Genomic DNA, 17,198 nt, shown 5'->3' with positions numbered 1-17,198 from the left:
AGTGGTTTGGCTTTAGAATCCTCTTTGTCTTTTTGCTTCAAAAATTAATATGGCTGCTGCAACAGAAACATTCATAGAATCGATTTCACCCTGCATCGGAATAATGATATTCTGTGTTGCTTCATTTCTCCATTCTTCCGTTAATCCTGTTGCTTCTGTACCTACAACAATAGCAGTAGGGAGGGTGTAATCTTGTGTGTGATAAGAAGTTGAGTTTTGTAGTGTTGCACAAAAAAAACGAATATTGTTCGTTTTTAAGAAAGTAATGATTTCTTTTGTTGTTCCGGTAGCAATCTGATTGGTAAATAGACACCCCACACTTGAACGGACAATATTCGGGTTATACAGATCTCCTTTTGGGTTTGCGATAATAACAGCATTTAAATTAGCCGCATCTGCAGTACGTAATAAGGCACCAATGTTTCCCGGTTTTTCCGGTGCTTCTGCAATCAGAATTAAAGGGTTTTTACCTAATTTTAAATTCTCCAGAGATAAGTTTTTTATTTTAGCAACAGCTATTACACCTTCAGTAGTATCACGATAAGCGAGTTTTTGAAAAACACCCTGACTTATTTCAATCAGTTCAGCACTTTTCGATAATTTTTCAGCTTCGGCTTTGTTACAGATCTCATTATAAAATAAAATAGTTTCAATAGAATACCCTCCTTTAACTGCCAGTGAAATTTCTCTTTGTCCTTCTATTAAAAAAGTGCCTGATTGTTTTCTAGCTTTTGCCTTTTCCTGTAGTTGCAGTAATGATTTTATAAAAGGATTCTGTATGCTTAATATTTGTTTCACTGTTTAATACTTAAAGGTTAAATAATATTGTCTTTTATTTTTTAAGAAAGAAAAAATAATACTGTATTTTTAGAGTATTCCCCGGGCTTTAATTTCTAAATACGTATTGATAGTATCTAATGTCAGATTTTCAGGTTGTGTTAATACTGAATAGATGCCATACTTTTTTAATTCATTTACGATAAGACGTTTTTCAAATATAAATTTTTCTGCAATTACTTTATCGTATATTTCCTGAATATTTTCAGCTTTTTTTGATATGATGCTGTTTAGTTCCGTGTTTTGAAAAAATACAACCACCAGTAAATGACTTTTAGCAATAGCTTTTAGATACGGTAATTGTCTGTGAAGTCCATCAAGAGTTTCAAAATTGGTATATACTATAAGTAAACTCCTTTGTGTAATATTCTTTTTTATATCAACATATAAACGACTGAAATCGCTTTCAAAAAAATCACTTTTAATATTATAAAGAGTTTCCAGAACTTTTTGCATTTGTGAAGAACGTCTTTCTGCTATTACACGATTTTCAACTTTTTTAGAAAAAGAGAATATACCTGCTTTATCTTGTTTTTTCAAAATGACATTAGATAATACTAAAGTAGCATTTATGGCATAATCAAGCAGACTTAAACCGTTAAAAGGCATTTTCATCATCCTTCCTTTATCAATTATCATATATACAGATTGTGATTTCTCATCCTGAAATTGATTAACCATTAAAGAATTTGTCTTAGCGGTTGCTTTCCAGTTTAAAGTTCGTATATCATCTCCTTGAACATATTCTTTGATTTGTTCGAATTCCATTGTGTGTCCGATACGGCGTATTTTTTTTAGACCATATTGGAATAAGTGATTTGAAAAAGCAATAAGATCATATTTCCTTAACTGAATATAAGAAGGGTAAGTAGGTACCATCTGATCTTTACTGAAAGAGAATCTTCTGGAGATAAGTAGTAAAGGAGAGGACACATAGATATTCAGGTTTCCGAAAAAATATTCACCTCTTTCCGTTGGTCTTAGTAAATAATTAATCTCGTCCTGTGAAGAACCTTTTATTTTTCTCTTTATTTCAAAATTCCGTATTTGGAATTGAAAAGGAATTTCATCTATTATTTTGGCACTGATCTGAAAAGTGTAATAGTTTTTTAAACTTATAGTAATAGGATTTTCATCACCATTAGACAACTTTTCCGGTGTGATTCTGGTTGCTTCGATTCCTGTTTTTGAAGTGAAAAGAATAATAATATCCAGTGAAAGAAACACCAACAGGATAAATAACAGATACCATGCTGCATTATAAAGTTCAGGAAACATAAAGGAACAGACAAATACAGCTATTACACCTAAAAGCGTATAGAAAAATAAATTATTGATATAAATTTCCGTTATTCTTTTCATTATCTAGGTATTTCTACCGTTTCAAGAATTTGTTTAATAATTTCTGTACTTGTAATACCTTCCATTTCACGTTCCGGTGTTATGATTACACGGTGTTGTAAAACAGGAATTGCAACTTCCTTAATATCTTCAGGGGTTACAAAATCACGACCTTGGATGGCAGCATATCCTTTAGCGGCATTCAGTATAGCAATAGAAGCTCTTGGAGAGGCTCCTAAATATAAAAATGCATTTTCGCGGGTATTAATCACGACCTTGGCAATATATTCTAATAGTTGAGGTTCTACTATGATTTGTTTTACTAAATGTTGGTATTGTTTAATATCAGATGCAGAAAGAACTTTTTTAATATTATCCAGTTTTCCATGATTCTGAAGAAGATGTTCCCGCTGAATAATGATTATTTCTTCATTCAGTTTAGGATAATCAATGTTTATTTTGAATAGGAAACGATCCAGCTGAGCTTCGGGCAGGCGATAGGTTCCTTCCTGTTCAATTGGGTTTTGTGTTGCTAAAACCAGAAAAGGGGTATCTAAAATATAAGTAAGCCCGTCAATTGTTATCTGACGTTCTTCCATAACTTCAAATAAAGCAGCTTGGGTTTTTGCCGGAGCACGATTAATTTCATCGATCAGTATCAGATTAGAAAAAATAGGTCCTTTTTTAAATTCAAATTCTGATTTTTTCAGATCAAATACAGAAGTTCCTAATATATCAGAAGGCATCAGATCAGGAGTAAACTGGATTCTACTGAAATCGATAGCCAGTGTTTTTGCCAGTAGTTTTGCGGTTATTGTTTTTGCCACACCCGGAACACCTTCCAGAAGAACGTGACCATTTGCCAGAATAGCAACCAGAAGCTGATCGATCATTTTTTGCTGACCGACAATTACGGTACTTAATTCATCTTTTATAGCTGTAATACTTTCCTGAAGAGGTTTTAAATCTAATCGGGATTGAAAATTTACATTTTCTTCCTGAGTAAGATCAGTACTATTGTTTTCAGTATGTTGTTCCATTAATTAAATATTTTTTCAATTGCGTTGTTAATTTCTATAAGATCATCTTCAATACTGCCGTATGTACTTTGTCGGTGTCTGTTAATCAAAAATACAGCTCTTTCTATTAATTTAATATCTTTACTTGTTTTCTGATGTAGCTTTTTAATGAACTGATCGTCTAAAACGGTTGTATCCAGTAAATAATCCTGTCTTATCTTTTCAAGAAAAAAGATAATCTTTTTATCAATAATAGTATCGTGATCTCCTTCTTGAAGATAGAGGTTTCCAATCGTTTTGGTAAAGTCTACAGTCGTGTTTTCCAGTGGTTTTAGTATAGGAACAATACGTTGTTTTCTTTTAGCATTGAATAGTATAAAAACAAACATCCCTATTAAAAAAAGATACCAGCTCCATTTGAGGCTCGGATGACTCAGAATATAACGCATCGGGGAGGAGGATTCTATATTTCCATCTTGATATTTCAGAGACCAGAATACATCTTCATCTTTAATATAGGATACTATTTTTTCAGCATATTCATAATGGTTGTCTTTTAACAAGTGAAAATTAGAAAAAGCAGCAGGTTCTGTATGCAGATAAAAATTTCCGTTGCCATAAGGAACTTTAATGAAGTTGATTCTCTTTTCTTTACTAATAGTCTGATAACCAAGAACGACAGTGTTTAGAGTGTCTATTTTAGAAAAATAGTTATTTCCTATTCCTTCCGTCATTTTGTATCCGTTAGTTCCGAGATCAGGATTAGCCAATGAGTTAAAAATACTATCTGAAATCTGAAAACGGGAATCATAATCAAATTTTAAAGATTCCATTAGCTTTGGTGAAAAGGTTTTCATACTCAGAAAAGCATTATTTCCGTTTTCAACAAAATAGAGGAGTTCCTCTGTAGACTGATCATCAATAGAATAGTTTTCGGAAATAGCGGTAAAAGTTCCATTTATGGTGTAACCGTCATCATAATCATAAGAATTATTAAAGAATTCATATGGAGTAGTATAGAAACGGGTTACCGTATTGTTTTTAAATAAATAATCTATTTCTTTGTCAAGTACATAAAGACCCAGTGGAATTTTATCTTTAATAGAATAGGTAGGATTCCAGTCAATCGGTTTTTGTTTATTCATATCAATATAAACAATACTGATGAAAATGAAAACCAGAAATACGATATATATTTTTAGTGATCTGTTCATTATTGCATTGTTTTTATTGCTTTTTCAAAAGTGTTTTTTGCTTTTATAAAAGCAGTATCATTCAGATCAAATTCACCATACCAGATGTAATTATACAGATACGATAAATAGGCAAAATCTTTTTTGAAATCATTATCCCGTATTTCATATAAATAATCAGAATTGGTTTTTTCAGGGTCCCATTCTATTATTTGGTTTTCAGACATTTTTTTTAGTAACCATAAATAATAATAACGAATACTTAATCGTTTTTCTCCAGATTTTAAAGTCTTTTCAATCAGTTTTTCAAAATCTATCAGATGTAAGTTTTTTTCGATCTCATCATAACGAATAATTTTTTTATCGGAAGATCGCCCAAAGATCCACTGTCCTTCTTTATTCATTATTAGCTTTACAATAAGATAGATCACGAATAGAACTACTATCGTAACCAGGACTTTAAGGATGAGATTGAGTACCTTAAATGAAGAATTAGCATTACTGAAAGAGAAAATTCTGGAAAATTGATCTGATAACCAGGATTTAAATCGGTCCCAGACGTTTTTCTCTTTTTCTTTTATTTCATATTCAAAATTCTTATCAGTGTATTTCTTTTTGTAATTTTCAGAGAAATATCTTGATTCTATTTCACTATTGTCGATAACAATATCTTTTTCTGTAAAATGAGCTTTGTTTTTGGATGTCGGAGCCAACGAATCCTGTCCTGATACGGAAGTACAGGAGAAGATCAAAAACAGGTATATAATTATTTTATTCACTACGGGTTTTTCGATAAACAATAAAGGGATAAATTAAAAAATAAAAGGATATTAGTGATAAGGTTGACAAGATAATAAATATACTCAGCCAATGTGGCATATCAATAGAATATCGTGTAATGAAACCTTCCAGAAAACCGGCTGCTATTGTAAAAGGGATTGTACTCAGGAATATTTTCAAACCATCTTTAAAGCCTATTTTGAAAGAGTTTTTTCTGGAATATGTTTTAGGAAAAAGAATACTGGCTCCCAGAATAAAACCTGCTGCTGATTCAATTACAATAGCGAAGATCTCCATTGCTCCGTGTATCCAGATTCCGCGGACACTTTCCCAGAATACATTTTCCTGATAAAAAAAATACTGAAATGATCCTAGCATAATGCCATTTTGGATCATAACCCAGAATGTTCCAATTCCCCCAAAAACACCATAAATAAAACATCGGGCACCTACATAGAGGTTATTGATTGTAATACCAATAAAACTTCCCCAGTTGCTTCCGCTTTTATAGATCGCTACCGGATTTCCATCTTTGATATTCTCTAAAGTTGTATTCACATAGTTATCACCTAAAATAAGTCTGACAAAACCATCATCGTATCTTGCGGAGATCACTCCGAATCCTATTGTAACAAAAAATAAAATAAAGGCATAGATCAGATAACGTTTATATTCATAGACTATAAGGGGTACTTCGGTCTTAAAAAAGTAGATTATTCGATTTTTTCCCTCCCTTTTTGTCTTATAAATCCTTTGATATATTTGGGAAGCAAGGTGATTTAAGTAAACAACAGTCTTGCTTTTAGGGTAATAAGTTTGTGCGTAAGATAAATCATTTATTAAATGTATGTACAGGCTGGCTAATTCATCGGGATTTTTTTTAGCTTTGCCTGAAATTGCCTGCTCAAAATCGAGCCATTTTTCTTTGTTTTGTTTTATGAATGCAACCTCTCTCATGGGAGCTAAAGTATGAAATATGTCAGAATTATCTATAAATACAACACAAAATGTTAATATTAATTTTGTTGCTGCAACAATCGGTGATAGGATACTGGCTTATTTGTTAGATATGCTTGTTAAGATCACTTATGCTATTTTTATTTATTATGTGTTCTTTTATCTTTTGGGGATCAATAAAGTAATGGATAAGGCAGACAATTGGTCACAAATGGCAATAGTGATACTCTTTTATTTCCCCGTTATGTTCTATTCCCTTGCGTTTGAAAGCATGCTAGAGGGACAGACACCGGGAAAAAGAGTGGTAAAAATAAAAGTAGTAAAGATTGAAGGCTATCAGGCTGCCTTTGGAGATTACCTGATGCGATGGTTGTTCAGAATAATCGATATTAGTACCAATAGTGGTATTATAGGGTTATTTGCAATGATATTCAGTAATAAAACACAACGTTTAGGAGATATGGTGGCAGGAACCGCGGTGATTTCACTGAAAAATAATATAACCATTAATCATACCATTTTAGAAGAAATAGGCAATGAGTATGTTCCCACATATCCTTTAGTTATCAGATTGAGTGATAATGATGCCCGTATTATAAAAGAAACATTCCATTCAGCAAGAACTAGTAAAGATTATTCCATTATGCGTAAACTACGTGTTAAAATTGAGGAAGTGACCGATATTAAGAATCAGTCGGGAAATGATGAGGATTTTATTAAAACCGTTTTAAAGGATTATAATTTTTATACCCAAAATATGTAATGTTTTATATTTTAGAAATTTTAGGAACCATAGCTTTTGCTGTTTCAGGAGTTTTAGCAGCTATGGAGAAAAAGATGGACCCTTTCGGTGTCTTTATTATTGCATTTGTAACAGCACTTGGAGGAGGTACCTTAAGAGATACGATGATAGGTCGTACTCCTGTTGTATGGATGAATGATCCAAGCTATGTATTTTGGGTTGTTTTCAGTGTATTTGTCGGAGTATTTCTCAGAAAAGAAATGTATAAATTCAGAAGGTCATTACTGTTTTTTGATACAATTGGATTAGGTATTTTTACCATAATTGGTATTGAAAAAGGGATAGGAATAGGTCTTCATCCTATGATATGTACCGCATTAGGAGCAATGACGGCTTGTTTTGGAGGTGTTGTCAGAGATATTCTGTGTAATGAGATTCCGGTAATTTTTCACAAAGAAATATATGCAACGATTTGTATTGTAGGAGGTCTGATCTTTTTTGGGTTGCTGGAACTGGATGTTCCGCGTGATTTGATCTATCTGATTACTTCTCTTATTATCATTGCAATCCGATTAACAGCTGTGAAGTTAAAGTGGTCTCTCCCAAGTTTGTATGATAAGGAAGACTAATCAGTTGATAGTTTTTAGTTGATAATTGATAGTTTTTGATATAGATAAAATAAATAAGTTTATTGTTGATAATGTATAATTAATAGTTAAAGGAAGTTTCAATATCAGGAGTGTGGAATTAAATTACAGTTAATGGATTTATCCTGTAAGGTTTTTTTCGATCTTATAGGTGTAATTAAGATACGATTTACAATTTACAATATTGGATATACGATATTTTTATATACTGATACTCTAACATAACCTGTTAGGTATAATTTAAAAGATATAGGATTTATTCTGTGAGCTCTGTTTCAATAAGTAAAGTATACAAAAGTTGAGAGATCTTTGACTACGACTACAAAAAGTCACAGAATCTTTGCGCAGAACAGACATTTTACTTCTTACAGATAACATTTCACAACACTATCAATTATCAACTAAAAACTATCAACTAAATCTACATGGTTCTTTGTACTACTTCAAATATAGCTTGCTCATCACATTTAAGTGTTTTTGAAGGAAACTTCATTAATAGAGCATAATCATGAGTAGCCATAATAATGGTCTTTCCGTTCTGATTAATCTCTTTTAATAATTGCATTACTTCCACACTTGTCTGAGGATCCAGATTCCCTGTAGGCTCATCTGCCAGAATAAGTTCAGGATCATTAAGTAAAGCCCTTGCAATAGCGACTCTCTGTTGTTCTCCACCAGAAATCTGATGTGGCATTTTTGATGCTTTTGATCTCATGCCCACTTTATCCAGAACTTCATTAATTTTAAGTTGTATTTCCGATTTGTCAGTCCATCCGGTAGCCTGTAGTACAAATTCAAGGTTACTATTAACCGTTCTGTCCGGTAACAGTTTGAAATCCTGAAATACAATTCCGATTTTTCTTCTCAGATAAGGAATGTTCTTTTCTTTTAAAGCAACCAGATCGAATTCCACAATACTTCCCTGACCTTCCGTTAAAGGTAAATCAGCGTAAAGCGTTTTCATGAAACTACTTTTTCCAGAGCCTGTTTTTCCAATAAGATAAATAAACTCACCTTTATCTACTTCAATATTAATATTAGATAAAACCAGATTACGATCCTGGTAAATATTTGCATTTCTTAAAAAAACCAAAGGTTGTGACATAGAGGACAATTATTTATTCTGTAAAAGTAAGAAGTTAACAGACTTAATCAAAATTTATATCAGACTAAATGCAGTATTTATTATACTGAAAATAGTAAAAAAGAGCTTTTTAAAGAAGTAAAGTGTTTCTCTGTTTTTGTTTATAAAGAAAAAGTATTTCGTTGATAAAATGTATATTTAAAAATTAAAATCGTAATCGAGAATGTTTTTGGTGTTTTTTAGTGCTATTTTTCATTTTTTTGATACTATTAACAATAAAATATCCGTTATAAACCCTAAGAATTTGATATATTTGATTTTTTAAAACTTTAAAAAATGATGCACAAATTTTCCTGGTTCACTATTCTGTTTGTTATTATCGGAATTAAAACGGTTTTTGCTCAGCAATCAGCTGTTTATACATACGATCTGATAGATTATAATAAGGCTGTTCTGCTTTATGATGAAAAACAATATCAATCCGCTCAAATTATTTTTAATAAGATCAAAGATAAAAATCTGGCTCAGGAAGTTCAGTCAGATTGTGCTTATTATATTGCTAATTGTGCGATTCGTTTAAACCAGATGAATGCAGAAGAACTGATGGAGAAATTTGTAGAGGAGTATCCTACAAGTGCAAAACAAAATCAGGCATTCCTTGAAGTTGCAAATTATTATTTTGAGCAGGGAAAATATCCTTTTGCTTTAAAATGGTTTGATAAAGTGAATGAGAATTCTATTTCCGATTCAGATAAGGATCGGTATAATTTCCAGATAGGATACAGTTATTTTACTGCCAATCAAGCAAGAGAAGCACAAAACTATTTTAATAAAGTGGTGAATTCGACTGAATATGGCGCTCAGGCAAAATATTATTTAGGCTTTATGGCCTATGAAGAAGACGATTATAAAGAAGCTAATGAATATTTTGATCAGGTATCCGGCGAAGAAAAGTATAAAGAGAAGATGTCCTACTTTCAGGCAGATATGAATTTCAAGTTAGGAAACTTTCAGAAAGCCATTGATTTGGGGTTGAGTCAAATGGATAAATCAGATGCCAATGAAAAATCAGAATTGTCAAAGATCATAGGAGAAAGTTATTTTAATTTAAAACAGTATGATAAGGCAATACCTTATTTAGCAAACTATAAAGGGAAAAAAGGTAAATGGAGTAATACAGATTTTTATTTACTAGGATATGCTTATTACAAACAGAATGATTTTGATAATGCTATTGCTCAGTTCAATAAGATTATTGACGGAAAAGATTTTGTAGCACAAAATGCTTATTATCATTTAGGCGAAAGCTATTTAAAGACCGATAAAAAACAACAGGCTTTAAACGCATTTAAAAATGCTTCCGAAATGGAATTTGATTCAAAAATTCAAGAAGACGCTTATTTAAATTATGCTAAACTGAGTTATGAGATAGGAAATTCATACCAAAGTGTACCACAAGTTCTAACCTCTTATTTGTCAAAATATCCTAATTCCGCTTCAAAACAAGAAGTAGAAACATTACTGATCAATTCCTATATTACTTCAAAAAACTATAAAGAAGCTTTAGTTTTATTAGAAAGAAACAAAAGCTTTGAAAATAAGCAAGCTTATCAAAAAGTAACTTTTTATCGTGGACTGGAACTATATACAGATGGTAATTATCAAGATGCACTGGATATGTTCAAAAAATCTATTGCAGAACCAAGAGATGTAAAATTCACCGCTCGTGCAACATTCTGGAAAGGAGAAACAGAATATGTTTTAAGTAATTTCAAAGAAGCTTTAATTAGTTTCAAACAGTTTATAGGTTTCTCTGAAGCAGTTAACACACCGGAAAATAAGAATATCAATTATAATCTGGCATACGCTTATTTTAAATTAAAAGAATACGATCAGTCTGCAACTTACTTTCAGGCTTATGTTAATCAGTCAAAAGAAGATAAAGAGCGTTTGAATGATGCTTATCTACGATTAGGAGATAGTCAGTTTGTAATGACAAAATACTGGCCGGCAATGGAAGCCTATAATAAAGCCATTGAAATGAAAGGGGTAGATGCTGATTACGCCTTTTTCCAGAAAGCGGTTAGTTATGGGTTTGTAGAGAGAAACGAAAGAAAGATTGAAGAACTGAATAAGTTCATTCAGAATTATCCAAAATCACAATTGCGTGATGATGCTCTTTTCGAATTAGGAAATACGTATGTAACAGAAAAGAAAACAGATAGCGCCCTTAAAATCTATGATAAATTAATTGCGGAATATAAAGGAAGTTCTTATGAATCTAAAGCGATCTTAAGACAGGGATTACTATATTATAATTCCGAAAATGATCAGCAGGCACTTACAAAATTCAGAAAAGTAGCAGCAGATTATCCGGGTACACCGGAAGCACTGGAAGCTGTCTCCATTGGAAGACTAATCTATATGGATCAGGGAAAAGTAGATGAGTATGCAAAATGGGTCAGAACCTTAGATTTTGTTGAGGTAACAGATACAGATCTTGATAATACTACTTTTGAATCTGCTGAAAAACAATATTTACAAAATAATACGAAACAGGCTATAGCCGGATTTACAGGTTATTTGTCTAAATTCCCTAACGGAATTAGTGCTTTAAAAGCAAATTTCTATTTAGCACAGTCTTATTTTGCAGATGGTCTGGAAAATAATGCCATTCCGAATTATGAGTTTGTAATTGCTAAGCCAAGAAATGAGTTTACAGAGCAGGCATTAGCCAGATTAGCACAAATCCATTTAAAGAAAAACGATTATTCAAAAGCAGTTCCGGTATTAAAACGATTAGAGGCAGAAGCCGATTATCCACAGAATATTACCTTTTCTCAATCCAACCTGATGAGAGCTTATTACGATCAGGAAGACTATGCTAATGCCGTAGTTTACGCTGATAAAGTATTGAATAATGCTAAGACAGATGATAAAGTAAAAAGTGATGCACAGATTATTGTTGCCAGGTCAGCAATGAAAACCGGAGACGAAACAAAAGCAAAAACAGCTTATGCTAAATTACAGACTATAGCAAAAGGAGAGTTGGCAGCAGAAGCCTTATATTATAATGCCTATTTTAAAAATAAAGAAGGGAAATTTGAGGCTTCCAATACTGTTGTTCAGAAACTAGCGAAAGATTATTCAGGATATAAATATTTTGGAGCAAAAGGACTGGTTCTTATGGCGAAGAATTTCTATGAATTAAAAGATGCTTTTCAGGCGAATTATATTTTAGAAAACGTGATTACTAATTTCGAAGAATATCCTGATGTAACCGAAGAAGCAAAAAAAGAACTTGCTGTAATTAAAACAGAAGAAGCAAAAAGCAATTCATCCATTAGAAAATAATATAGTTTTAATCTTAACCCAAAAGACTTAAATACTTAATAAAGATATGACAGTTCAATCTCAATATAAGATCACAATTTTCTTTTTACTTGCCAGCTTACAAATTACATGGGCGCAAAAAAAAGACAGTACCATCGGAACCGAAGTAGTAAATGTAGTTAAACCGTATACTCCTACTGTTTCCGATGCATTCAAAATAAAAGAGAGCCCTTCAATGAATGATGATGAAAATACTAAAAAAGAAAATATTAAGTACAATATTTTTTCTTTTCCAGTAGCATCAACTTTCACACCCGCAAAAGGAAAGGCAGCAGGAGTTGATAAAGCGAAAAAAGAAGTTTTATATAATAATTTTGCAACTCTCGGTATAGGAAATTACGGAAACTTAAATGCAGAATTATATGTAACAGAAAAACTGAGTTCCAATGATTATGTCGGAGGGATGTTTCGTCATCAGTCCTCCCAGGGAGGAATAAAAGGACTCGATTTAGACGATAAGTTTTATAACACACGTTTAGACCTGACATATGGTAGCCAGCAAAGAGACCTGTCCTGGAATGTAGATTTTGGATATCAGAATCAGATCTATAACTGGTATGGTTTACCCGAAGATTTTGTAAAGTTTGATCCTGAAACCATTAGAGGAATCGATCCGAAACATACCTTTAATACACTATATGTAGGAGGTAAAATAGGAATGGAAGATAGTTTCTTTAACGAAGCAAGTATATTATATAAAAGGTTCTGGGACGGAGATAAATCAGCTGAAAACAGATTTGTAATCAAACCGTCTTTAGAATTTGATGTTTTAGGCGAAAAGATCAAAACAGATTTTATTGTAGACTATGTAGGAGGCGAATTTGATAGAGATTTTTATACCGGATTAACACCGATAAAATATGGTTTTACCAATTTAGGGATTCAGCCAAGTTTCGTTATTAATAGAGACGATCTAGCTGTTAATTTAGGAGTTGGACTTTTTTACAGCATGGATAATGAAAATAGTGAGAATGAATTTTATGTATATCCACAAGTAACCGCTTCCTTTAATGTGGTCAACGATCTGATGATTGCTTATGCAGGAGCAGAAGGAACGCTAAAACAGAACTCCTACAGTGATTTTGTAGACGAAAACCCTTTTGTCTCACCTACCTTAGGAATTGCTCCAACCAATCAGCAATATGATTTATATATCGGTTTAAAAGGAAAATTAGCAACTAATGTGAGCTACAATATTAAAGGTTCCTATCTGAATGAAAAAAACAAAGCATTATTTAAAAGCAACGGATATTATGAAACGGCATTGAACAGAGAAGAATATACCTATGGAAATTCACTGGGAGTAGTATATGACGATATTAAAACAGTAAGCTTTTTTGGAGAACTGAAATTAGAAATGAACAAAGCCGTTACATTTGGTGTTAACGGAACTTTCAATAGTTTCAGTACAGGAAATCAGGATGAGGCATGGAATTTACCTGAGCTGAAAGTAGGAGCAGATGTAGATTTTAAAATTACTGAAAAATGGTTTGCAGGAGCAAATGTATTTTTTGTTGGAGAAAGAAAAGATCAGTTTGCTTTTCAGGATGCCTTGATGACAGAAGCACAATTCAATACTGTTACTCTGAAAAGTTATTTTGACGCCAATGCACATCTGAGTTATAAATATAATGACAGACTAACCGCTTTTCTGAAAGCGAATAATATAGGAAATCAAGGCTATCAGAAATGGCTGAATTATCCTGTACAGCAATTCCAGATCGTAGTAGGAGCATCCTATAAATTTGATTTTTAATAATGACGCTGAAAGAAAAAGTATACTTCCATTATAAAGAACTATTAAATGATAAGATAGAAACTTTAAAACGGATGATTGCCGATCTTAGTGAAGATGCAAAAAATGATGCCAAAGGTTCTGCCGGTGATAAACATGAAACAGCATTATCCATGATGCATATTGAACAGGAGAAGTTAAATAAAAAGCTAAAAGAAGCAATAGATCAGAAAATGCTGTTTGACAGGATAGATCCCACCGTTATTACACAAAAAATTGTAATGGGAAGTTTAGTAAAAACCAATACATGTTATTTTTTTATAAGTACCGCTTTGCCTAAAATTATTGTTGAAGGAGCAGAAGTAATTGCTGTTTCTATTCAGTCTCCTTTGGGAAATAAACTTTTAAATTTAAAAGACGATAAAGAAATTCTGATCAGTAATGTTCAGTATCGGATAGAAAGTATTGAATAAGGTTTATTTGTATTTCTAAATAAGTCTAAATTAATATTTTCACATAAAGTAATAATTTAATATTTAATTAAATTATTACTTTTTTATTTTTACTATTTTGTTTTAAATTAACCAGTTAAAAATTCACCTAAGATTGTATCAACACCATAACAATATGGTGATGGTGGAGTGTTAAATCTTGAAGATTAATGTTTTGGTAATCAGGAGATAGATCCAAATAATGCTTGTGGTTTTCAAGAAACCTTTAATATGGTTAAGAATTAATATTGTTAGAGATGGTGCTTATAATGATAATGCGTTACCTTCCATAGATTTTCTGATTTACTGTTTCTTACTTAGAAGACGGAGTAGAGAAAGTATCCAAAGCTTATTTTTTATTAAATAATATAATAATAACACTTAAATTTATTTTTTTAAGTTAATTTAAGTTAATTTAAGTTAATTTAGTATTTTTGTTAAAAAAACATATGTTGAGTTTAGATAAATCTGTCGAAAAATTTACACTATTTAAGGAGAATATTTTAAAATATAAACACGAAGATATTAATGAGTCTGATACAAGATCTAAATTAATAGATAGTTTATTTATTGATGTACTAGGTTGGTCAGAAGAGGATATTAAAAGAGAAGGAAAAGTTGATTCAGGTTATTATGACTATAGAATTTCAATACCTGGTTTTCGGTTTATAATTGAAGCGAAAAGACAATTTAAAGATTTTACTCTTCCTTTGAAGCATAGGGAGTCAAAAATTAAAAATTTATTAATTCAAAATGAAGAATTAGTTAATCAAATTAAAAAGTATGCAGATGATACAGGTGTTCCTTATGGTGTGATTACAAATGGACATCAGTATATTCTTTTAAGGTTAATAAATACAAATGGTACTTCTTGGAAAGATAATAGATGTTTGATTTTTAATGGTATTGAGGAAATAGATTCTATGTTTATTGATTTTTATAATAATTTTTCAAAATTATCAATTGTAAATAATGGAGGATTTCTTTATGATTTACCATCAAATCAGATAGAAAGTTATACTGTGATATCTAAGTTAATTGATAGAGACAAGGAGCTTGTGAGGAATCCGTTAAGTTCGAAAATATCACCGTTAATTGATAAAGTTTTTGGAGAGATGTTTTCTAATGATGAAGATAATATAGAATTTATTCAGAAGTGTTTTGTTGAGAATAAAGAGATAAAAAAAACAGAACAGAAATAGAAAGGTTATTTGCAGATGTAGCTCCTAATTTAGAATATGTTATTCCAGCAATTAATACTGAAAATATTCAAAATCAAATTAGTAATGAGTTGAAGGATGATAATATTATTAATTCTAAAAGTTTATCGACTCCTAAACCTATAATTATTATTGGCTCTAAAGGAGCAGGGAAATCCACTTTTATAAATCACTTATTTAAGTATAAATTGAAGGATAAAGGACTAGAGAATCATTTAGTTACTTATTTGGATTTTAGGAAGTTTTTTGATGAGAAGCAATCATTTGAATCAGGTAAAATATGTAATTCAATCCTTGAAAATATTTATGATAAATATGATAATTTTGATTTACATTCTTTAAAAACATTAAAAAATATTTATAAAAAAGAAATAAAAAGGAATGATGTTGGAGTTTGGTTGTTTGATAAGGAAAATAATTTAGATAAATATAATTCGAAAGTTTCGGATTATTTAGAAGAAAAAAAGAAGAATTCGGTTGAGCATTTAGAAGCTGTTAGTAAATATTTTGTAAATGTTAGGAGGAAAAGATTAATTGTAATAATTGACAATGCGGATCAGTTTAAGGATGAAATACAAGAGAAGGTTTTTTTATTTGCACATTCTTTAACAAAGAAATATTTATGTGGTTCAGTAATTTCATTGAGAGAGGGATATTTTTATAAATGGAGATTTTCACCACCTTTTGATGCGTATGAAAGTAATGTTTATCACATAACCGCTCCAAAATATTCCGAAATACTTCAAAAAAGAATAGACTATGCTCTTGGAAATGTTTCTTTAGAAGAAGAAAATATTGAAGCAGAGAATGAAAAAGGATATAAAATAGAGATGAACGGTTTGTCAATAATTCAATTTCTGCAAAGTCTTCAGTTTTCTGTTTTTTCTGATAAAAATACAAATATAATTGATTTTTTAAATTCTACTACTTATCCAAATATTCGAGAAGGATTGAGGGTTTTTAAGTTGTTTTTGACTTCAGGGCATACAAAGGTTACGGAATATATTTTAAGAGAAAGGTATCGTACTGAACAAGATAAAAAACAAACTATTCCAATACATGAGTTTATAAAATCAATAGGATTAATAAATAAACATTACTATAATTCTGAAATAAGTGTTGTTCATAATTTGTTTATTCCGTCGATTGAATCAACAGATCATTTTTTAAAATATTATATATTAAAAGAGGTTTCCAAAAATTATGAGAAAGATGGGGTTATGAATAAGTATCGTTCAAGTATAGATATATTTGATTTTTTTATATCATTAGAATATAGAGCTAATACTATTCAGGATGCTTTAATTAATTTGATCAATTTGTCATTGATAGATACAGATCAGCAAATTACGGATATAGAAAGGAAAGATGTGCCTGATGATTGTAATTTAACTATTACTTTAAAAGGTTATTATTATTATAAAGAATTGATGACAAGATTTTATTATTTGGATTTAGTTGTTCAGGATACTCCAATAGTTGATAAAGAAGTTTTTGAAACTATATTCTCAAAATTTCCAAAATCAAATGATGAAGGAATCAGGAATTTAAGGGAAAGAGTTGTAGTTGTTCAAGATTTTGTTATGTATTTGGAAAGAGAAGAGAAAAAACAATCACAAAAAATAATAACATATTTTGGTCGTTTGATTGATCATATTTCACCTAATCTGCAAATGGATATAAATAGAATTGACAGAGTTGAAAATAAAGTGAGTTTTCAGAATTAGGTTGTGGTTTATTATTGATTCGGAAATAATAA

Annotated in this window: 14 protein-coding genes; 7 read left to right on the top strand and 7 right to left on the bottom strand. The window is 31.0% G+C overall.

Annotated features, from left to right (window positions below):
* Window positions 1-12 precede the first annotated feature (12 nt).
* The 6 genes from AC4FQX_RS01725 to AC4FQX_RS01700 all read right to left on the bottom strand — a co-directional run bounded on the left by AC4FQX_RS01725 (window position 13) and on the right by AC4FQX_RS01700 (window position 6,127).
* Complete coding sequence (locus AC4FQX_RS01725) at window positions 13-798, bottom strand: TrmH family RNA methyltransferase (protein ID WP_491165936.1); 786 nt, start codon at window positions 796-798, stop codon at window positions 13-15.
* A gap of 69 nt (window positions 799-867) precedes the next feature.
* On the bottom strand, window positions 868-2,199 hold the full coding sequence (locus tag AC4FQX_RS01720; protein WP_491165935.1) for a DUF58 domain-containing protein: 1,332 nt from the start codon (window positions 2,197-2,199) through the stop codon (window positions 868-870).
* The gene (locus tag AC4FQX_RS01715; protein WP_491165934.1) at window positions 2,199-3,218 is read right to left on the bottom strand and encodes an AAA family ATPase; all 1,020 of its coding nucleotides are present in this window, start codon (window positions 3,216-3,218) and stop codon (window positions 2,199-2,201) included. Before AC4FQX_RS01715 ends, AC4FQX_RS01720 begins: the two co-directional genes overlap by 1 nt.
* Window positions 3,218-4,411 carry a DUF4350 domain-containing protein gene (locus AC4FQX_RS01710; RefSeq protein WP_491165933.1) on the bottom strand — a complete coding sequence of 398 codons (1,194 nt, stop codon included), beginning with the start codon at window positions 4,409-4,411 and terminating at the stop codon, window positions 3,218-3,220. The genes AC4FQX_RS01715 and AC4FQX_RS01710 overlap by 1 nt, the downstream gene beginning before the upstream one ends.
* The gene (locus AC4FQX_RS01705) at window positions 4,411-5,169 is read right to left on the bottom strand and encodes a DUF4129 domain-containing protein (protein WP_491165932.1); all 759 of its coding nucleotides are present in this window, start codon (window positions 5,167-5,169) and stop codon (window positions 4,411-4,413) included. The genes AC4FQX_RS01710 and AC4FQX_RS01705 overlap by 1 nt, the downstream gene beginning before the upstream one ends.
* The gene (locus AC4FQX_RS01700; protein WP_491165931.1) at window positions 5,162-6,127 is read right to left on the bottom strand and encodes a stage II sporulation protein M; all 966 of its coding nucleotides are present in this window, start codon (window positions 6,125-6,127) and stop codon (window positions 5,162-5,164) included. Before AC4FQX_RS01700 ends, AC4FQX_RS01705 begins: the two co-directional genes overlap by 8 nt.
* 19 nt (window positions 6,128-6,146) lie before the next feature.
* Between AC4FQX_RS01700 and AC4FQX_RS01695 the strand changes: the two genes are divergently transcribed.
* Window positions 6,147-6,890, top strand: a complete 744-nt coding sequence (locus AC4FQX_RS01695; protein ID WP_491165930.1) for an RDD family protein — start codon at window positions 6,147-6,149, stop codon at window positions 6,888-6,890.
* Complete coding sequence (locus AC4FQX_RS01690) at window positions 6,890-7,498, top strand: trimeric intracellular cation channel family protein (protein ID WP_491165929.1); 609 nt, start codon at window positions 6,890-6,892, stop codon at window positions 7,496-7,498. The genes AC4FQX_RS01695 and AC4FQX_RS01690 overlap by 1 nt, the downstream gene beginning before the upstream one ends.
* 439 nt (window positions 7,499-7,937) lie before the next feature.
* Here AC4FQX_RS01690 and AC4FQX_RS01685 read toward each other — a convergent pair whose 3' ends face one another.
* On the bottom strand, window positions 7,938-8,621 hold the full coding sequence (locus AC4FQX_RS01685) for a cell division ATP-binding protein FtsE (RefSeq protein ID WP_491165928.1): 684 nt from the start codon (window positions 8,619-8,621) through the stop codon (window positions 7,938-7,940).
* Window positions 8,622-8,939: 318 nt separating this feature from the next.
* On the opposite strand from AC4FQX_RS01685, the gene AC4FQX_RS01680 reads away from it, so the two are divergent.
* From AC4FQX_RS01680 to AC4FQX_RS01660, 5 genes are all read left to right on the top strand, one after another.
* Window positions 8,940-11,954, top strand: coding sequence for a tetratricopeptide repeat protein (locus AC4FQX_RS01680; RefSeq protein WP_491166304.1), 3,015 nt, complete (start codon window positions 8,940-8,942; stop codon window positions 11,952-11,954).
* Window positions 11,955-12,000: 46 nt separating this feature from the next.
* A complete protein-coding gene (locus tag AC4FQX_RS01675; protein ID WP_491165927.1) occupies window positions 12,001-13,749 on the top strand; it encodes a porin family protein in 1,749 nt (582 codons plus the stop codon).
* A gap of 2 nt (window positions 13,750-13,751) precedes the next feature.
* On the top strand, window positions 13,752-14,201 hold the full coding sequence (locus AC4FQX_RS01670) for a hypothetical protein (protein WP_491165926.1): 450 nt from the start codon (window positions 13,752-13,754) through the stop codon (window positions 14,199-14,201).
* Window positions 14,202-14,671: 470 nt separating this feature from the next.
* Window positions 14,672-15,421 carry a hypothetical protein gene (locus AC4FQX_RS01665; RefSeq protein WP_491165925.1) on the top strand — a complete coding sequence of 250 codons (750 nt, stop codon included), beginning with the start codon at window positions 14,672-14,674 and terminating at the stop codon, window positions 15,419-15,421.
* Window positions 15,422-15,510: 89 nt separating this feature from the next.
* On the top strand, window positions 15,511-17,166 hold the full coding sequence (locus AC4FQX_RS01660; RefSeq protein ID WP_491165924.1) for a P-loop NTPase fold protein: 1,656 nt from the start codon (window positions 15,511-15,513) through the stop codon (window positions 17,164-17,166).
* Window positions 17,167-17,198: the final 32 nt, after the last annotated feature.

It is taken from the genome of Flavobacterium sp. AK-301, from assembly GCF_058310215.1.
This window is presented reverse-complemented; position numbering and strand designations above follow the sequence as displayed.